A 17437-nucleotide genomic window follows, 5' to 3' on the forward strand; every position below is an offset into this window, starting at 1 on the left:
TTTACTTAGCCTAGGCTTTTTAGCCTGGGCTTTTGTTAACAATATTAATCGTGTTACTTTTAATAGACTTTGGAATAATTGATAAAAACATGTAAAGAATATATAATAAAAATAAATGTGTATATAAGTAGAAAAGAGGTAGATAGGATGGTTGAGTCACTCAATACAAAGGTTGATCTAGCAATTGATGCAACATCTTTTGCTGGCGTTGCAGATTACGGCAAGATTATGATAGGTGACAAAGGTTTTGAGTTCTATAATTCTCGTGATTATCGTAAATTTATTCAAATTCCTTGGGAAGAAGTTGACTATGTCATTGCATCTGTATTATTTAAAGGAAAATGGATTCCACGATATGCAATTCGAACGAAGAAAAATGGAACATATACTTTTTCTTCTAAAGAAGCAAAGAAAGTGCTTCGTGCTGTTCGAAATTATGTTGATCCAAATCATATGGTTTATTCATTAAGTTTTGTTGATGTAGTAAAACGAGCACTGAAATCTACATTTAAGAAGAAGCGCTGATCAGCTAAAGAAGTCATCATGTTTATAAAGTAAAAATTTTCAGATAGAGCTTTATAGTAACAGTTGAATTTAGTTGAACTTATGCAACAAAGAGTATTTTGTCTTGCATTTTTCTTTCTACCATGAAACCCACTAAAATAGATAGTAGATTTTAGTGGGTTGTTTTAATGTAAAATATTCAAATATTATCTTGATTTTATAGAGCAATGCTAATTTACAAAAGTAAACTCTAATGGATTTTTATCAACTAATCTTGGATAAGTATATTTAGGATATCCCACCATAATAGCACCAGTGATTTTCTTATTTTCAGGGATGTTAAATAATTTAAGTAATGGAGAATTATCTTTCATAGCAATTCTTTCAAACATCCCCGCCCAACATGATCCTAAGCCTAGTGTTGGCGCATATAGCTCCAAATATGTTAATGAAAGAATTGAATTTTCTCTTCCTCGTGGAAAGTTTGAATTAGCAGTTGCTAGGACAAGGCTAGATGCTCCACGCAAAATTGTATCAATTCCTTTTTCACGGTATGGCTTTGTAAATTCACTCGATACATTATCCTTTTCAAATTCTTCAATGATAATTTTAACAGCTTTATCAAGTATTTTTCTATCATCAATGATAGTATAAGATATTCCTTGAAGATTATGTCCACTAGGAGCAAAATGTGCAATATTCACAAGATCTATTAATTTTTCTCTTTGGACAGGAGTTTCTTTATATGAACGGATTGAACGCCTTGAACGAAGAAAGTTTTCTGCTTCCTCAGGACTTAGTTTTGGAAATTTTTTCGAGCTGGTTTGATTGGCTAATGGTGTTTTTATATTATCAATTGCTTTCATTGGGCATATAGCTACACAATGACCACAGGAAATACACTCATCACCGCAAATTTCTTTAGGTCCATTTTCACTAAGTTCTAATACACGTTCTGGGCACTCATTTACGCACAAACCACATTTAATACATTTATCTTGATTTACAGTTATCAAATTCATTTTTATCTTCTCCTTTACTTTAAACATATTCAGCTAAATAATAAGGTTTATTTAATAGGTATCATTGTATTAAAGATATATATAGATTTCCAATTTAAGAATTCAATTTATTAGATGAACATATTTATAAAGCTTCTAAAATTTTAAGTTTATATCTTCACTAGAAATCATAAATATAATGAAAGTAAATTCTTTTTAATCCATTATACAATTAAAGAATTCTTTTAAATAGATGATAAATTATCATAGGATAAATAGTCATGGCAGTATTACTACTAAATAATTTTTTTAGGAATATCAGCTTGTTATTTTTGTATTATATTTTGAAGCATTTCACAAATTACTGATGAGTTGGTTGATTTTTAGAGGTAAATGCACTTGAGGATTTAGTGTTATTTTCTCTATTTAAAAGATTATTAGTGATTAAATAATAAACACACGCTAGTAAAAGTACACTGCAACTTGCAATTGTAATTCCAATAACACCAAATGAATGATATACAGAGGTACTTATCCATGAACCAAGGGACCCACCTAAGTAATATCCAACCATGTAAAGGGAATTTAATCTACTGTGATTTTGGAGACTAAGTTTATAAATACGTCCTTGGTTTAAAGACATATTTATTCTTGAACCAACATCTAAAGTAAAGGTCACAAGAATTATAATTATAAGTTTAGACCAGCCTATACCTAAGATTAAAAAAGAGATAAACATTATAGCTAAAGCAAAAAGGTTCCATAAGCTTACTTTTTTGCTATTTGTAAGTTTTCCAGAAAATCCAGCGGCTAACGCACCTGCTATACCTAAAAAGCCGAAGAGTCCAACTATTGCACTTCCATAATTATAAGGAGAACCTTCTAAAATAAATGATAATGAGACCCAGAAAATATTAAAGGCACAAAAGGCAGCAGCACCAAAAACTATTGTTTCTCTTAATACTTTTTCTTTTTTTAATAATGGAGGTAAAGATAGTATGATATTTTTATATGAACTTTCCTTTCCTACATTATCCTTTGGGAGAGAATAAAATAAGTATACTGCAAAAATTAATAGAACTATTGCTGCAAATTCATGTACTCCTCTCCAGCCAATTAATTGGCCTAGAACTCCACCTAGAACCCTACCGAGTAAAACTCCAAGAAATACTCCGGTTAATAAGTGACCAACTATTATACCTCGTTTTTCTGACGAAATATTTGACGAAACAAATGGGATTATAAGCTGTGCCGAAACACTTGAAATCCCCATAAAAAAGCCTACAATTACTATTAAATTAAAGGTAGAGACTAAAGTCATTAAATATAATAATATAGCTGAACAAATAATACTTAAAATTATTAATAGTTTTCTACTATACCTGTCTCCTAGTGGAACAATGAACAACAATCCAATTGTATAGCCTATCTGTATAGCTGTTACAAGCTTACCGGATGATGAAGCAGGTATAAAAAAATCATTGGAAATATTGGTTAATAAAACTTGATCGTAGTACAAATTAGCTACTATAATTGCACAAATAATTGATAAAATAAATAATAATTTGTTTGAAAAATTTTTGTTTTCTAAAGCTCTATTCATTTTTACATCTTCCTCTCTATAGCTTATGAAGATAGTGTATAATGAAAGTATTATTTTAAATAGAAGCTAAGTTATCATATGATTAATAATACTATGTTTGGCAGACCTTAATCATAATTCTAAAAGTATTGCAAGAATTTTAGCCGCAATTGTGAAATGTTTATTGTGAATTACAACATATATAATAATAAAGTTTATATGAATAGAGATGGGGCGATAATAATGATATCTAAAAACAAAGAACTTGGATTATTTTTAAAAAAGAAAAGATCCACATTAAGACCAGAACAATTTGGACTCAAATTTGATAAAAAAAGAAGGGTGAAAGGATTAAAGAGAGAGGAAGTCGCTGATTTAGCCGGAGTAAGTATTGACTGGTATGTGCGTATTGAACAAGGACAAGATGTTAATCCATCAATAGATGTGTTGCTTTCCTTGAGTAGGGTTTTGCAATTAAATAATGAAGAAAAAAGATATTTATTTAATTTATCAGATAAGAAATTACCTGTAGAAGACTTCGCAGCTGTTACTATTTCTAATACATTACAAAAATTCTTAGACAATCAAAATCCAAGCATAGCTTATGTTACTGATAGTAAATTAACAATGATTGGATGGAATATGGCGGCACTAAAAGTTTATGGTAATTATGAAGAAATGGATGAAAAAGAAAGAAACTCGGTTTGGAGAGCTTTTAATGATGATTATCTAAAAGAACTGTTAGATAATTGGGAAGGGCATTCTAAATTACGTGTTGAACAATTGAGAGCAAATTACGGCTATTATGAGAATGATAATACAATAAATGCAATTATAAATGAATTAAATGAAAAAGATCCTCTATTTAATAAATGGTGGAATAATCAAGGTATTATGGGAACACCAGAAGGTCAAAAACTTTTGCATCATCCTTTAGTAGGGGATTTATACCTAAGTTATATTTCATTTAGATCCACAGAAATAGAGGGAGCAAGTATCACCATTCAAATGCCTATAGATGATGACACGAAAAATAAATTAAAACAGCTTATCTTAGAATAAATAATATTTATCATTAAGCTTATTGCTCTTAATGGAATCATAATTATGCCATATTTTTAGCACAAGAATTCAGAATAATGTATCACGTTATTTCTTTCCAGTAATAGTCATAAAAGCTCTGTAAATTATAAATTGATTTATAAAGTTAACTTGTAACAAAAACGGAAGTGAGTTATAATTGTTGATAATATCAATTAATTTGGAGGCGAATATGAGAAACGAAGAGATAATTAGAAAAGAGGTAAGGTTAATTGTGAGAGAATTAGGGCTGCTTAATCACAATTGCTTAAATTCTGAATTGACACTAGCTCAAGCTCATATATTAAATTACATAAAACAAAATGGAAAAACTCCTTTTAATGAATTGCTAATAAATTTGGGTATTGATAAGGCTTCATTAAGCAGGATACTTAATAATCTGGAGGCTAAAAATTATTTGGAGCTGAAGAAATCTGAAGCTGATAAAAGAATGAAAGATATTTGTATTCTTCCATTAGGTATTGAGGCTATAAATAGTGGAGACCATGAAGCAAATAAATTTATTAATGATATTTTAAATTTAGGTGATAGTGAGGATACAGAAAATATTGTAGGAGCATTTAGATTATTTCGCGTTCTTGCATTAAAAAACAATCTCAAGAAGAATGATTCTAGAATATTAATAGAAAGAATTTCTGAAAATTATATAAAAGAAGCAATTAAATTAGCAACAGAAGTATTTACTAATGAGCAAAGTATTCCAGCAGAATTGGTTCCAGTGAGTGAAAATTTAAAACCAATTTGGTGGTGCGCAAGAGTGGGAGAAGATATTATTGGCGTAGTATCAGCATGGAAAGAAAAAGACAAATGGCATTGGGGAAGATTTGCCGTTGATAAAAGATTGAGAGGCATAGGAATAGGTCAAAAGCTTGCTATAGCTTCATTAAAAGAAATTTTTAATTCTTATACTGACGAAATTTACATTGAAGCAAGAGATGCAACTCTAAATATGTTAATGAAATTTGAATGCAAAGTAATTGGAGAGGCAGAAGATTTTTATGGTGAACCTGTAACTCCAATAATATTAAGTAAAAATAATTTTATTAAGAGATGTAATTAAAGAAAAGCATCAATTTAATTTAGTAGCAAAAGATTATTTTAAAGGCAATATTACTAACTAAATCATAAAAATTATCCTTTTTATATGAAACTAGTTTGAATATAATTTATGAGGCAAACTTAGTTAGCGATTAACTCAGCAGTGAAACTCATGAAAATCTAACATTTTGATTTTCGTGAGTTATTTTAGTTTTTTAAAAGTTATAGAAAAAAATTTATAAATATTATGTTATTTTATGAATTGGGACATATATCTTAATTGAAAAGAATAGAAAAATAAAAATTTTTAGGAGGAGCAATTAAGATGAAAGAGAGAAGATATGTAAGATTCAGAGTTGATATGTATGAGGATACAAAATTTAAAATAATAGATAGAATGCCAGAAAGAGATGTTATTTATTATATCTGGAACAGAATTGTAATTTTAGCTGGGAAAGTTAATCTAGATGGCAACTTATATATGTCAAAAAACATTCCATATACATTAAAGACTTTAGCTATAGAATTTAATAGAGATGAAAGTCAAGTAAAACTGGCATTAGATACATTTATAGACTTAGAAATGGTTGAAGTTGTTGAAGAAAATGTTTATAAAGTAAAGAATTTTGCAAAGCATCAAAATATCAAAGCAAAGGTAAAAGATATTGATGAGAATAAAGAAAAAATGAGTAAAAAGGATAGTAAGTTAAAAAGCGAAGGAACTAAAAGTGTTGAAAATATCTATGATGAAAAACATGATGTTGAAGAAGAGCTTGGCAATGAAATTATTGAAGAGCAACAGCGGAAAGATAACAATGAGGGTGATACAGAGAATACCGTTGAGACTAAGAATAACATAGAAATTGAAAATGCAGGAATCAGCGATAATAAGAACATAATAAGCACGGTAAAAATTAATAGCGGACTGAAAGACAATATCCCTGTACCTTTAATAATGAATAAAAATAAGAAGTCAAAGAAAGATGTAAGGAAAAATACGGATATTCAGGTTACCGACGAGGAGGATGATGATGAATTCGGTTTTTATGAAGGGGATAGGAAGCCTTTAGGTAAAGGCGAAAGTGTATTTAGTGAGTTTTCTTTTTAGCTTAAAAAGAAAAATACGACTTAATATTTGATTTACGTGCAAGGGTTGGAGTCATAACTATTCCCCACGAAATTTTGATTTTTCATGAGGAATTCAGCTAATATTTTAAGTTCTTTTATATGGTGTATTTAGCTCGGTCATTTCAATGAATTTTGAAAGTGAGTTAGTCATTAAAGAATCTTTCCGCCTTATAAAAAATGTTTTTGTAGTATTATATTTATCGGGCACTGAGAATGATTTTAGAAGTCCTTTCTTTTCATAATCTTCAATAGTGGACTTTGGTACAAATGATGCACCAAGATCAGCAATAACCCCTTCAATAATAGAAGTTAAATTATTAAATTCCATATATCGAATATTATGAACGCCTTTAGATTTAAGCCAGTTTTCAAGTTGTGTTCTATTAGGACATCCTGCTGTACTCATCAAAAATGGTTTTGAATATAGATCTTCTATATTATCATATTTAGGATTTGATATTAGTACTAAGGTTTCTTCGACTACAAGTTCACTTACGATATTTTCATCGCTAAAGGATTGAGCTTTGACAAAAGCACCATCTAACTGGAAATGTTTTATTTTATAAATAAGTTCATCTGATTGACTTGTTATAAGAGATAGATCAACTTTAGGGTAAGCTTTATGATACTGAGATAAGATTTCAGGAAGACGTATTGCAGATACTGTGTGAACAGCACCAATTGATAAACTTCCTGAAGGATCGCAACAATCATTTAAGGCTTTATCAGCTTCATCCAATAAATAAATGATTTTTTCTGCATAAGCTAATAATTTCTCACCTGTAGGAGTTAAAATCATGCCTCGCTGTCTATAAAAGAGTTGTGTATTTAAATCAGACTCTAATTGTTGAATTCTAGCTGTAACATTAGATTGAACATATCCCAGGGCCTGCGCAGCCTTTGTTATGCTGCCTGCTTGAGCAACAGCTCTGAAAATTCTTAATTCACTACTTTCCATTTTATCACCCCAATATATAAATCACTAAAAGTGAATCTTGATATCTTATATAATCATTTTACATTATATATAATCTCTTGTAAACTATGTATAGAAAACAAAATTAAATGGCTTCGATGGGATTAATCATATAAGGGGTTATCTACACTCGAAAATTTATTCCATTTATAAATAAGGAGATTATATGACAAATTCTAAATCACACAAATGGAGCATTCTACTTGTTGTTACATTAGTTTCATTTATTACAAATTTAGATTCTACTATTGTAATAATAGGTTTGCCTAATATGATGGAAGGATTAAATATTTCAGTAACTACTGGATTGTGGATAATTACTGGTTACATTATTGCAAGTACAGTTTTAATATTGCCTGCTGGAAAATGGGCAGATACAGTTGGAACAAAGCGTATTTTCGTGTTAGGACTTATAATTTTTGCAGTTGGTACAATACTTTGTGGAATTGCAGACTCAGGATTGACTTTAAATTTATATAGGCTAATTCAAGGAGGTGGAGCAGCATTAGCTATGGCAACTGCAACTCCAACTATAATTAAGACTTTTCATAGTAATGAGCTTGGGCTAGCCTTGAGTATTAATGCTACTTCATGGGTTATTGGAGCAATAATTGGACCAGTAGCTGGTGGTGCTCTAATTAGCAGCTTTGGTTGGAGATCAATATTCTTCATTACAGTACCTTTTGTACTTCTTTGCATAATTGGAGCATTTTTAGTAATGGAAGAGACTAAACCTAATATTAATCAAAAAAATGACTGGATTGGGATATTAACATTTAGCTTAGGTTTAATATTAACGATGATAGTACTTTCAGAAGGACAATCATTAGGATGGGTATCATATAAAACTTTAGGGCTATGTATAGTTACAATTTTATTATGGGTTGCATTTATAATCACAGAATTACGCGTAGAAAATCCATTATTTAATTTCAAGCTGCTCTTGTACAGAAATTATTCAATAGGACTTGTAATTACATTATTTTATTGTATTGCATATTTTTCATTACCTTTATTGTTGAGTATATATTTGCAAAGTGCATTACATTTGAGTCCTACTATGTCTGGGCTATTGATGATTTCACTATCTGTACCACAGCTTATATTAGGTCCCTTTGCAGGTAAACTTGTAGATAATATCGGATCATTAAAGACTCTTACATTTGGAATTGTATTTCTTATTATAGGAATATTTTTTCTTGGAAATCTTGGGGGAGAGCTATCAGTCAAGGCTATAGTTACACCACTAATATTATTATCAATAGCAAATGGCTTAGCTTGGCCGTCGTTAGCGAAAACTGTATTGTCAGCAGTGCCTAAAGAACAATCTGGTTCAGCATCAGGGATGCATTATACTATAATGAATGTTGGTAAAGCATTAAGTCAGACATTAGCCATATTAACAATAGAAGTTATTATACCTGCGGATGTAGTCTCTAAGGCAATTATAGGTTTGGGAAGCTTTGCTAATGTAAATATAAGTGGAAATTTAGTTAAGTCTATAGATTCCAGTTTCAGATTTTTTACAATTTTCTTTGTAGTTGCACTAGGGTTAAGTTTATTTCTTTTATATTCTAAAAGAGGAGAGAATATTAAAGAAAGAGTTGATATGGCATAGGTTATGGCACATTATTTATTAATTTATATCTTTAGATATCATTAAATAGGCAAAGAAAAGTGATTGCAAGGTTTTAATCACTTTTCTAATATCCAAGATTATCATTTTATTTGAATTAGACTTAGAATATAATTATTAAAAAGGAGGATTAATATGGAAAATGTAATTGAAAATATAAAATCAAGAAGAAGTATAAGAAAATACAAAGAGGAACAAATAAAAGATGAGGAACTATTTACAATTTTAGATTCAGCAAAACATGCACCAAGTGGAGGCAACTCTCAAACATGGCAATTTACTGTAGTTCAAAATAAAGAAATTCTTTTAGAGTTAAATGGATATATTAAAAAAGCTTTTGAAAAGCTTGAAGTTGATGAAAATACCTATAAAAGTAAAAAGGCAGGTAAAGTTGCATCGAAGAAAGATGACTACAATTTTTATTACAACGCTCCAACCTTGATTATAGTATCGAATGAGTCTAACTATAGTAATGCAATGGCAGATAGTGCTTGTGCTATAGAAAATATGCTTTTAACCGCAAATTACTTGGAACTTGGAGCATGTTGGATAAATCAATTAACATGGTTTGACAATGATGAAAATGTAAGAAAGTTACTTACACGCTTAGGAATTTCAGAAAAACATAAGGTTTGTGGTTCTATTTGTATTGGTTATATAGATGGTATTAAGCCAGAGAAAAAAATATTGAAGGAAAATACAGTGACAATTATAAGATGATAGGGAATTATATTTATATTGACTTATAAAATATTATTTTTCTAATAGTTGTGTATTTGTAAAAAGAGTATTTCTATTTCATGATAACCCCACAAGAATCTAGAAATTAGATTCTTGTGGGGTTACCTTTATTCATAGATATTTAAAGAATAAATCTATATTTTTAATAGTTGCAATCTATAGTATAATAGTTGTTAGAAATCAGGAAAGAAATTAATATTTATATTTAATAATTTCTAATAAATGATAGGTGAGGAACGTAAAGAGATGACAATGGAATTAGAGAAATACTATAATAAATTTTGTGAGGATAAAAGATTAACTAGAAAATATGCACAAGTTGAGTTCTTAACTTCTATGAAATATATTCATGAGTATCTAGAAAAGAATAATGGTTCCAAAATTTTAGATGTTGGTGCTGGAACAGGAAGATACTCTGTGGAGCTAGCAAATGACGGGTATGATGTTACAGCAATTGAGCTTGTAAAGCATAATCTAGGTATTTTGAAATCAAAAGGAAGTTCAGTAAAAGCATATCAAGGGACAGCATTAGATTTATCAAGATTTGAAGAAAATACATTTGATATGACATTGGTATTTGGACCGATGTATCACTTATACAATTTTCAGGATAAAGCAAAAGCCTTGCAAGAGGCGAAGAGAGTAACAAAAGTTGGAGGAGTTATCTTAGTAGCTTATTGTATGAATGAATATAGCGTAATAACATATGGTTTTAAGGAAAATAATATTCGTTCATCTATTGAAAATGGAAAGCTTACTGATGATTTTCATGTTATATCTGAACCAAAAGATTTATATGATTATGTAAGGATTGAAGATATCAATAAGCTAAATGAAGAAGTAAGACTAAAAAGGATAAAATTAATTTCAGCAGATGGACCAGCGAATTACATGAGATCTGTTTTAAATGCTATGGATGAAGAGACATTTAAGCTTTTTATTAACTATCATTTTTCTACATGTGAAAGACCAGAGTTGCTTGGAGCAAGTGCACATACATTAGACATTTTAATAAAGGAATAGGAAAAGAGAGTAAGAGAGCTAAATTTTAATTATTAATAAGAAATAAATATAGCACCTTTTTCAAATATGAAAGGTATAATATAAAATAAATTCTTAACAAAGTGTTTGTTTTATATTATACTTTTTTGTCTTTAAATAAAAAAATTTTATAATATTATACAGGAACACCGTGTAATTTAAATATTTACCAATAAATATATGGATAATTATTATTGTTAAATAATTATTTTATATTGAATACAATTAATTTAGTGCTATAATAAAATTATAAAAGATCGATTATATGAGGAAAAAAGGTGTTTATTATGAATGTTAAATTAGAAAATAGATATAGATTATTTATCAATGGAGAATGGAGAGATGCTTCAGATGGAGCTACAATAAAGACTTATAATCCAGCTAATGGGGAATTTTTAGCTGAGATTGCAGATGCTACAGAAAAAGATGTAGATGATGCTGTTAATTCTGCAAGACAAGCCTTTGTTACATGGAGCAAAACTACTGTTGTAGAAAGAGCAAATATATTAAATAAAATTGCTGATATTATTGAAGAAAATGCAGAATACTTAGCTACAGTAGAAACTTTAGATAATGGAAAACCAATTAGAGAGACAACAGGAGCAGATATTCCATTAGCAGCAGATCACTTTAGATATTTTGCAGGTGTTATTCGTGCTGATGAGGGTTCTGCAACAATGATAGATGAAAATACTTTAAATTTAATATTAAGTGAGCCAATTGGTGTTGTAGGGCAAATAGTCCCTTGGAATTTTCCATTCTTAATGGCGGCTTGGAAGTTAGCCCCAGTGTTAGCAGCTGGAGATGTTTCAGTATTTAAGCCATCAAGTACTACTTCATTGAGCGTATTAGAGCTTATGAAACTAATACAAAGTATTGTTCCTAGTGGTGTAATTAACATTATTACAGGAAAAGGATCAAAGAGTGGTGAATATTTACAAAATCATGAATGTCTTGATAAATTAGCATTTACAGGATCTACAGAAGTTGGAAGACAAATTGGACTTGCTGCGGCTAAACGTATTATTCCTGCAACTTTAGAGCTTGGAGGAAAGTCAGCTAATATTTTCTTTAGTGATGCAAATATGGACATTGCATTAGAAGGTATTCAATTGGGAATTTTATTTAACCAAGGACAAGTTTGCTCTGCAGGTTCTAGAATATTTGTGCAAGAAGATTTTTATGATGAATTTATGGAAAAAGCAATTGCTGCTTTTGAAAAAGTTAAAGTTGGAAACCCATTAGATCCTAATACTCAAATGGGAGCGCAAGTTAGTGAATCTCAACTTAAAAAAATTCTTAAATATATAGAAATAGGTAAACAAGAAGGAGCAAAAGTAGCGACAGGAGGGGAAAGATTCATCGAGGGTGATGCTAAGAATGGATACTTTATGAAACCTACTTTACTTACAGATGTCACTAATGATATGAGAGTAGCTAGAGAAGAAATATTTGGGCCAGTTGGAGTTGTAATTAAATTTAAGACAGAAGAAGAAGTCATTGCTATGGCAAATGATAGTGAATATGGTTTAGGTGGTGGAGTATTTACTACTAACTTAAATCGTGCTATAAGAGTTGCTAAAGGAATAAGGACTGGACGTATATGGGTTAACACTTATAATACTTTCCCAGCAGGTGCAACATTTGGTGGATACAAAGAATCTGGTATAGGCAGGGAAACTCACAAAGTTATACTAGAAGCGTATACTCAAAAGAAAAATATCATAGTTAATTTATCAGAAACTCCTGGTGGAATGTATATAAAGTAATGAATATTGAATCATATTATATCTATTAGAATCAAGCCCCTATATTTTAGGTTTAATAAGGTATATAACTTTCTGAATTTTAAATGTGAACTCATTATTGAATTATATACAGATTATAATAGCCATAAAGACCCTTAATCAGGATCTTTATGGCTATTTAAATGAGAAAAGTATTATTTACAGTCAGTTAAAGCAAAGCATTAACGCCATTTACTTTAGCTTGTTCATCATCATCTATAGGAATTATAATACATTTCTTTCCGTCTATTATTTGTGATTTTATTTGAGATACTTTTTGAGGTTTTACATTAAGTACAATATCATAATTTGGAGCATCACTAACCTCAGTTTCTATTTCAGAGTTTTCAGTATTATTTGCATCAGATGCTGTTTCTGAATCAAGATTTTCATCTAAATTAGAGTCAGAAGCCACTTCTAAGATGGTATCAGATTCTGTCTTTAAAGCAGAATTAGGCTCTGAATCTAAGATCTTATTCAAAGCTGATTCAGTTTCTGATTCTAAAGCAGCTTCTTTCTCTGAATCTGCTAAAGCATCCAGTTTTGTCTTTTCAAGTCTTTCTTCTAATATGCGTACTTTCTTTTCAAGTTTTTCTTCCTTTTTTCTTTGTTCATTTGCTGCAAGTGCTTTTTTATCAATTAAATTTTCTGCTACAGGCGGAGTATCTCCAAATGCTTCTGTATATGATTTTTCAATCTTTGCAGTGATCTCTTCAGGAACTCCACTTTCGATTAAAATATCTTGAATATTATCATTACTCAAAACTATAGGTTCAGCATTTTTGCCGTTAACAGTAGTATGATCATCTACTATAGTATTGAGAGTTTCTTGAATTTCCATAAATAAATGCTCTGATTTTTCATCATCACTTCCAACAGCTTTACGAATTATATTTTGGAATGTTTCTTTTTGCTCTGTAGCTGTTTGTTTTGAACTACAACCTAAAGCTTCCTCCATAAATTCAGGATGAGGATCTTTTGCATCTTTTGTGTAATACATAATAGAATGAATATCAGTACTACGATCTATAAATGCTGGAAATACAAATCCAAGGTCTGGTGGACCAACTACCCAATCTCTAATACGAGCTCCAATTCGATTTTCATCTTCAAGATATCCAAGAGCTGGTTTTGAAAGTGATACTGGACAGATTGCACATAATATATATTCATATACCTCTTCAGATTCATCTAATTTTGAGTTATCCGTAGTTTTTGTCATAACATCATAGGCATCGTGAAAAACGAGTATTAGAAAGTTACCAGTATATTCATAACTATTTATAATCATTTTATAAAAGCTATCGAGCATAGAATAATCTTTTAATTTACTTTTTTTTAGCTCCATTAAGGAAAGCTGTCTGCCACCTATGCCTTCTTCATCAAGAGGAAAGTTAAGTTCAAGAATGTTATTTCCAACTGTTCCAGATAGTGTTTTCTTGGCAATTTCTAAATATTTAAAGAATTCTTCCTCTCTTAGATTTAAAAAAGTTTCTTTAAATTTTAATACAATATCTTTTTGACCATCTACATAACAACCACACATTTTAGTAAAAGTACAGTCATCTTTTTTTAAACGTCTTTTTAATTCTAATATATCTTTTTTGTTCATAAATCTCCCTCTCATTTCGCCGAGTTTTTATTAGATACATGAAATAACATGTCCAAATTTGCTGTGAATATTTTATACTTGGACTCTAAAACATTCTCTTTAGAAACTCGTAATTTCTTATAGATTTTGTATTTTAAGAGTCTGGACTCTATATAAAATAGACTGGCTATTGACTGCTATTTTGAATACGCTTTAGCACATGCCAAAAATACTTCACATAATATAGTATAGTGTTGAATGGATAGCTCTGCAAGATATTAAGTGAAGTTTAAAGCCATATTTTGTAAGAAGATTTAAGCGTTTATATTTGAGTAAACGTATAATATAAACATAGCTAATTTTATATAGGAATTAAAAATATAAAAAATATTATACGAATATATAGACAATTAAAACCAATTATGATAAGATTTAATTACTTAAACGTTTACTGAAAAAGAGGAATATGTTATGAATAGTAATATTAAAAGACCCACAATTAAAGATGTCGCTAAGAAATCCAATGTTTCTGTTGCCACAGTTTCTAGGATAATAAATAATCTAGATGGTTATTCAGAAGAGACTAGAAAAAAAGTAATTGAAGCTATGGATGAACTTGGTTATCAAAGAAATGCTATTGCAAGAAATCTCAAGGTTAAAGAAACACGAACTATTGGAGTGTTACGTCCTAAGATAAGCACTACATATTATGTAGAAATTTTAAATGGAATAGAAGATTTTGCGCAACGCAATAATTACAGCGTTATAATCTGTAATGGTGGAGATAAGTGGGAGAGAATGTCAGAATATCTTCAGGTATTATCTGAAAGACAGGTAGATGGATTAATTGTTTGCAGCATACCTCCAGATGATACTTTATGCAAAAGAATAATAGACTCACATATTCCAACAGTTCTTGTTTCAGGATTATCGTACAAGTATTCATTGCCTTATGTTAAGGTTGATGATTATCAAGCTGCTTATTCAGCAACATCATATTTAATTGAAAATGGCCATAAAGAGATAGCAATTATATCTGGACCGACTGAAGACCCTATAGCAGGAGTGCCACGTTTAAATGGATTTTTACAAGCATTAAGAGATAATAACATATCCATAAAGAAAAATCTTATTAAAGAAAAAGGGTTTGGCTTTATAGATGGGGTTGAAGGGATGAATGAACTTCTAAAGACAGGTGAGAAATTTACAGCTGTTTTTGCGGCATCTGATGATTGTGCTGTTGGAGCATTATCAGTAGCACATAAGAATGGTTTAAAAGTACCAGATGATCTATCTATAGTAGGTTATGATAACACAAATATAGCTGAGATGTCATACCCACCTTTAACAACAGTAGCACAACCTTTATACGATATGGGGAAAAAGTCTGTTGAAATGTTAATAAAAAGAATATCTAACAACGAAAAAGTTGAAAGCATAATAATGCCATTTGAAATTATAGAAAGAGAAACAGTTAAAAAAATTAAAAATATATAAGTTGCATTAATAAATGTTTATTTAAAGTTCTAGTATACTAAGTGCTCAATTGTGACTGAAATGTAGGAAATTAATAGTAATATATATTGCAAAAAATAATTCTTCATCATAATTCTAAAAATATTGCAAGAATTTTAGCCGTAATTGTGAATTGTGAAATGTACATTGTGAATTGTAATATATATAAATTATTATAGGAATATAAGATTTTAGTGATTATTTATAAAATAATATGAAGCTATATTACAAGTTTCTATATACATTATAGGTTCAAAACTTTGTAATATAATTTCATATAAGGGTTGAGAAAAATATTACGTAAATTTTTATAGTTTACGTAAACGATTAAGTATTAGTAAGTAAAAAATGATATTAAGATGTACTTTTTAAGGCTGATACACCTAAAATAGTATAGTTAATATAATATTAAATCTACGTAATCGTATACTGAAATTATAAAGTAGGGGGAAGAGAAATGAATAAAAAATTAAAATTACTAATGTCAATTACTATTAGCGCAGTAATTGGAACTTCATTGTTAGCTGGATGTGGTTCTAAGGGAGGCAGCACAGAAAATGGAAAAGTAAAATTAGAGTTATTTTCAACTAAGGCAGAAAATAAAACAATATTACAATCATTAGCAAATGAATTTCAAGAAAAGAATCCTAATATTGAAATTTCAATTAATTCACCTGCAAATGCTGGTACTGTTTTAAAAACAAGACTTGCTAAAAATGATATGCCTGATCTAGTAGCTTTAGGTGCAGATGTAAACTATGGTGCACTAGTAGATGCAAATGCCCTTGTTGATCTTACTAATGATGGCATTCTTGAAAACATACAAAAACCATATTTAGATATGCTTCATGGTATAGCAAGTAATGATAATGGAAAGATATATGGAGTTCCATATGCTACTAATGCTGATGGCGTTCTATACAATAAAGATATATTTTCAAAGCTAGGATTGCAAATTCCTAAAACATGGGATGAGTTTATGGCTGTATCGAAAAAGATTAAAGATGCAGGTCAATTACCACTTTATTTGACACTTAAAGATGCGTGGACTGGAATGTGCTTCTGGAATGTTATAGCTAGTGACTTGGAGCCTAGTAATTTCTTAGCTGATAAAAAAGCAGGAAAAACAACTTTTGAAGCTACACATGGAGAAATAGTGGACAAGATGGAGACTATAGGAACTCTTGGGCAAGAAGATATTTTAGGAGTATCATACAATGATGGTAATGCAGCCTTTGCACAAGGTAAATCAGCAATGTATTTACAAGGTAACTGGGCTATTAGTGAAATAAAAAAAGCAAATCCTAATATAAATATAGGAATGTTCCCATTACCTGCAAGTAACGATCCATCTAAAAATAATATAGTATCTGGTATAGATGTGTTATTTGGAATAACAAGTAAGTCAAAAAACTCTGATGAAGCAAAAAAATTCATAGAATTTATGACTCAAAAGGAGAATGCTCAAAAATATATAAAAGATCAATTCGCATTTTCTGCAGTTAAAGATGTTACACAAGATGATCAAAGTGTAACAGATGTACAAGAAAGCTTTAAAAATGGAAAAATTGGTGTTTTCCCTGATCACTACTATCCAAGCTCATTTGATGCAGCAAGTTTAGTTCAAGGGTTCTATAGTAAAAAAGATAAGGCAGAATTCTTAAAACAACTTGATACTGAATATGATAAAGCTAATAGCAAGCAATAAATAAGAGAAAATAAAAGGCATAAGGATGTCCTAAAAGATGGCTGTAGCTTGATATTTATTGATAAACATGAAAAATAATATTTTTAGG

14 protein-coding genes are annotated in these 17437 nt (G+C 29.8%); 10 read left to right on the forward strand and 4 right to left on the reverse strand.

All coding sequences use genetic code 11. The annotated features are described in order from the left end of the window. The first annotated feature begins 147 nt into the window (after positions 1-147). Positions 148-525: a DUF956 family protein gene (locus ACJDTP_RS16100; RefSeq protein WP_406761806.1), complete on the forward strand. Its 378-nt coding sequence runs from the start codon at positions 148-150 to the stop codon at positions 523-525. A 209-nt stretch (positions 526-734) separates the two neighbouring features. On the opposite strand, the gene ACJDTP_RS16105 is transcribed toward ACJDTP_RS16100, so the two are convergent. Together ACJDTP_RS16105 and ACJDTP_RS16110 are read right to left on the reverse strand one after the other, a co-directional pair. Beyond that, positions 735-1526, reverse strand: coding sequence for a nitroreductase family protein (locus ACJDTP_RS16105; RefSeq protein WP_406761807.1), 792 nt, complete (start codon positions 1524-1526; stop codon positions 735-737). A 340-nt stretch (positions 1527-1866) separates the two neighbouring features. After that, positions 1867-3108, reverse strand: coding sequence for an MFS transporter (locus ACJDTP_RS16110; RefSeq protein WP_406761808.1), 1242 nt, complete (start codon positions 3106-3108; stop codon positions 1867-1869). A 222-nt stretch (positions 3109-3330) separates the two neighbouring features. Between ACJDTP_RS16110 and ACJDTP_RS16115 the strand changes: the two genes are divergently transcribed. The 3 genes from ACJDTP_RS16115 to ACJDTP_RS16125 all read left to right on the forward strand — a co-directional run bounded on the left by ACJDTP_RS16115 (position 3331) and on the right by ACJDTP_RS16125 (position 6334). After that, positions 3331-4149 carry a helix-turn-helix domain-containing protein gene (locus ACJDTP_RS16115; protein WP_406761809.1) on the forward strand — a complete coding sequence of 273 codons (819 nt, stop codon included), beginning with the start codon at positions 3331-3333 and terminating at the stop codon, positions 4147-4149. Between the two features lie 211 nt (positions 4150-4360). Further along, positions 4361-5248 (forward strand): bifunctional helix-turn-helix transcriptional regulator/GNAT family N-acetyltransferase, encoded by an 888-nt coding sequence (locus ACJDTP_RS16120; RefSeq protein WP_078116044.1) that lies wholly within the window; start codon positions 4361-4363, stop codon positions 5246-5248. A 303-nt stretch (positions 5249-5551) separates the two neighbouring features. Next, positions 5552-6334 carry a phage replisome organizer N-terminal domain-containing protein gene (locus ACJDTP_RS16125; RefSeq protein ID WP_406761810.1) on the forward strand — a complete coding sequence of 261 codons (783 nt, stop codon included), beginning with the start codon at positions 5552-5554 and terminating at the stop codon, positions 6332-6334. A gap of 105 nt (positions 6335-6439) precedes the next feature. Here the strand turns inward: ACJDTP_RS16125 and ACJDTP_RS16130 are convergent, their stop codons facing one another. Continuing rightward, positions 6440-7312: a LysR family transcriptional regulator gene (locus tag ACJDTP_RS16130; protein WP_103698436.1), complete on the reverse strand. Its 873-nt coding sequence runs from the start codon at positions 7310-7312 to the stop codon at positions 6440-6442. 184 nt (positions 7313-7496) lie between these two features. Between ACJDTP_RS16130 and ACJDTP_RS16135 the strand changes: the two genes are divergently transcribed. The 4 genes from ACJDTP_RS16135 (at position 7497) to ACJDTP_RS16150 (ending at position 12517) form a co-directional block, all read left to right on the forward strand. Then, the gene (locus ACJDTP_RS16135) at positions 7497-8948 is read left to right on the forward strand and encodes an MFS transporter (protein ID WP_406761811.1); all 1452 of its coding nucleotides are present in this window, start codon (positions 7497-7499) and stop codon (positions 8946-8948) included. Positions 8949-9101: 153 nt separating this feature from the next. Continuing rightward, entirely contained in the window at positions 9102-9686 is a 585-nt protein-coding gene (locus tag ACJDTP_RS16140; RefSeq protein ID WP_406761812.1) for a nitroreductase family protein, read from the forward strand. 267 nt (positions 9687-9953) lie between these two features. Further along, a complete protein-coding gene (locus tag ACJDTP_RS16145) occupies positions 9954-10730 on the forward strand; it encodes a class I SAM-dependent methyltransferase (protein WP_078116078.1) in 777 nt (258 codons plus the stop codon). Between the two features lie 305 nt (positions 10731-11035). Continuing rightward, positions 11036-12517: an aldehyde dehydrogenase family protein gene (locus ACJDTP_RS16150; protein ID WP_406761813.1), complete on the forward strand. Its 1482-nt coding sequence runs from the start codon at positions 11036-11038 to the stop codon at positions 12515-12517. A 187-nt stretch (positions 12518-12704) separates the two neighbouring features. Here ACJDTP_RS16150 and ACJDTP_RS16155 read toward each other — a convergent pair whose 3' ends face one another. After that, positions 12705-14147 carry a DUF4317 domain-containing protein gene (locus ACJDTP_RS16155; RefSeq protein WP_406761814.1) on the reverse strand — a complete coding sequence of 481 codons (1443 nt, stop codon included), beginning with the start codon at positions 14145-14147 and terminating at the stop codon, positions 12705-12707. Between the two features lie 450 nt (positions 14148-14597). Between ACJDTP_RS16155 and ACJDTP_RS16160 the strand changes: the two genes are divergently transcribed. Then, positions 14598-15623, forward strand: coding sequence for a LacI family DNA-binding transcriptional regulator (locus tag ACJDTP_RS16160; protein WP_077840506.1), 1026 nt, complete (start codon positions 14598-14600; stop codon positions 15621-15623). Positions 15624-16098: 475 nt separating this feature from the next. After that, positions 16099-17349, forward strand: a complete 1251-nt coding sequence (locus ACJDTP_RS16165; protein ID WP_406761815.1) for an ABC transporter substrate-binding protein — start codon at positions 16099-16101, stop codon at positions 17347-17349. Positions 17350-17437 lie beyond the last annotated feature (88 nt).

This window comes from Candidatus Clostridium helianthi, from assembly GCF_045310795.1.
GTDB classification, from domain to species: domain Bacteria; phylum Bacillota; class Clostridia; order Clostridiales; family Clostridiaceae; genus Clostridium; species Clostridium helianthi.

Bases quoted from the DNA above. Each gene is read 5' to 3' on its own strand.
- ACJDTP_RS16100 (WP_406761806.1), top strand. From the start codon at position 148: ATGGTTGAGTCACTCAATACAAAGGTTGATCTAGCAATTGATGCAACA.
- ACJDTP_RS16105 (WP_406761807.1), bottom strand. From the start codon at position 1,526: ATGAATTTGATAACTGTAAATCAAGATAAATGTATTAAATGTGGTTTG.
- ACJDTP_RS16110 (WP_406761808.1), bottom strand. From the start codon at position 3,108: ATGAATAGAGCTTTAGAAAACAAAAATTTTTCAAACAAATTATTATTT.
- ACJDTP_RS16115 (WP_406761809.1), top strand. From the start codon at position 3,331: ATGATATCTAAAAACAAAGAACTTGGATTATTTTTAAAAAAGAAAAGA.
- ACJDTP_RS16120 (WP_078116044.1), top strand. From the start codon at position 4,361: ATGAGAAACGAAGAGATAATTAGAAAAGAGGTAAGGTTAATTGTGAGA.
- ACJDTP_RS16125 (WP_406761810.1), top strand. From the start codon at position 5,552: ATGAAAGAGAGAAGATATGTAAGATTCAGAGTTGATATGTATGAGGAT.
- ACJDTP_RS16130 (WP_103698436.1), bottom strand. From the start codon at position 7,312: ATGGAAAGTAGTGAATTAAGAATTTTCAGAGCTGTTGCTCAAGCAGGC.
- ACJDTP_RS16135 (WP_406761811.1), top strand. From the start codon at position 7,497: ATGACAAATTCTAAATCACACAAATGGAGCATTCTACTTGTTGTTACA.
- ACJDTP_RS16140 (WP_406761812.1), top strand. From the start codon at position 9,102: ATGGAAAATGTAATTGAAAATATAAAATCAAGAAGAAGTATAAGAAAA.
- ACJDTP_RS16145 (WP_078116078.1), top strand. From the start codon at position 9,954: ATGACAATGGAATTAGAGAAATACTATAATAAATTTTGTGAGGATAAA.
- ACJDTP_RS16150 (WP_406761813.1), top strand. From the start codon at position 11,036: ATGAATGTTAAATTAGAAAATAGATATAGATTATTTATCAATGGAGAA.
- ACJDTP_RS16155 (WP_406761814.1), bottom strand. From the start codon at position 14,147: ATGAACAAAAAAGATATATTAGAATTAAAAAGACGTTTAAAAAAAGAT.
- ACJDTP_RS16160 (WP_077840506.1), top strand. From the start codon at position 14,598: ATGAATAGTAATATTAAAAGACCCACAATTAAAGATGTCGCTAAGAAA.
- ACJDTP_RS16165 (WP_406761815.1), top strand. From the start codon at position 16,099: ATGAATAAAAAATTAAAATTACTAATGTCAATTACTATTAGCGCAGTA.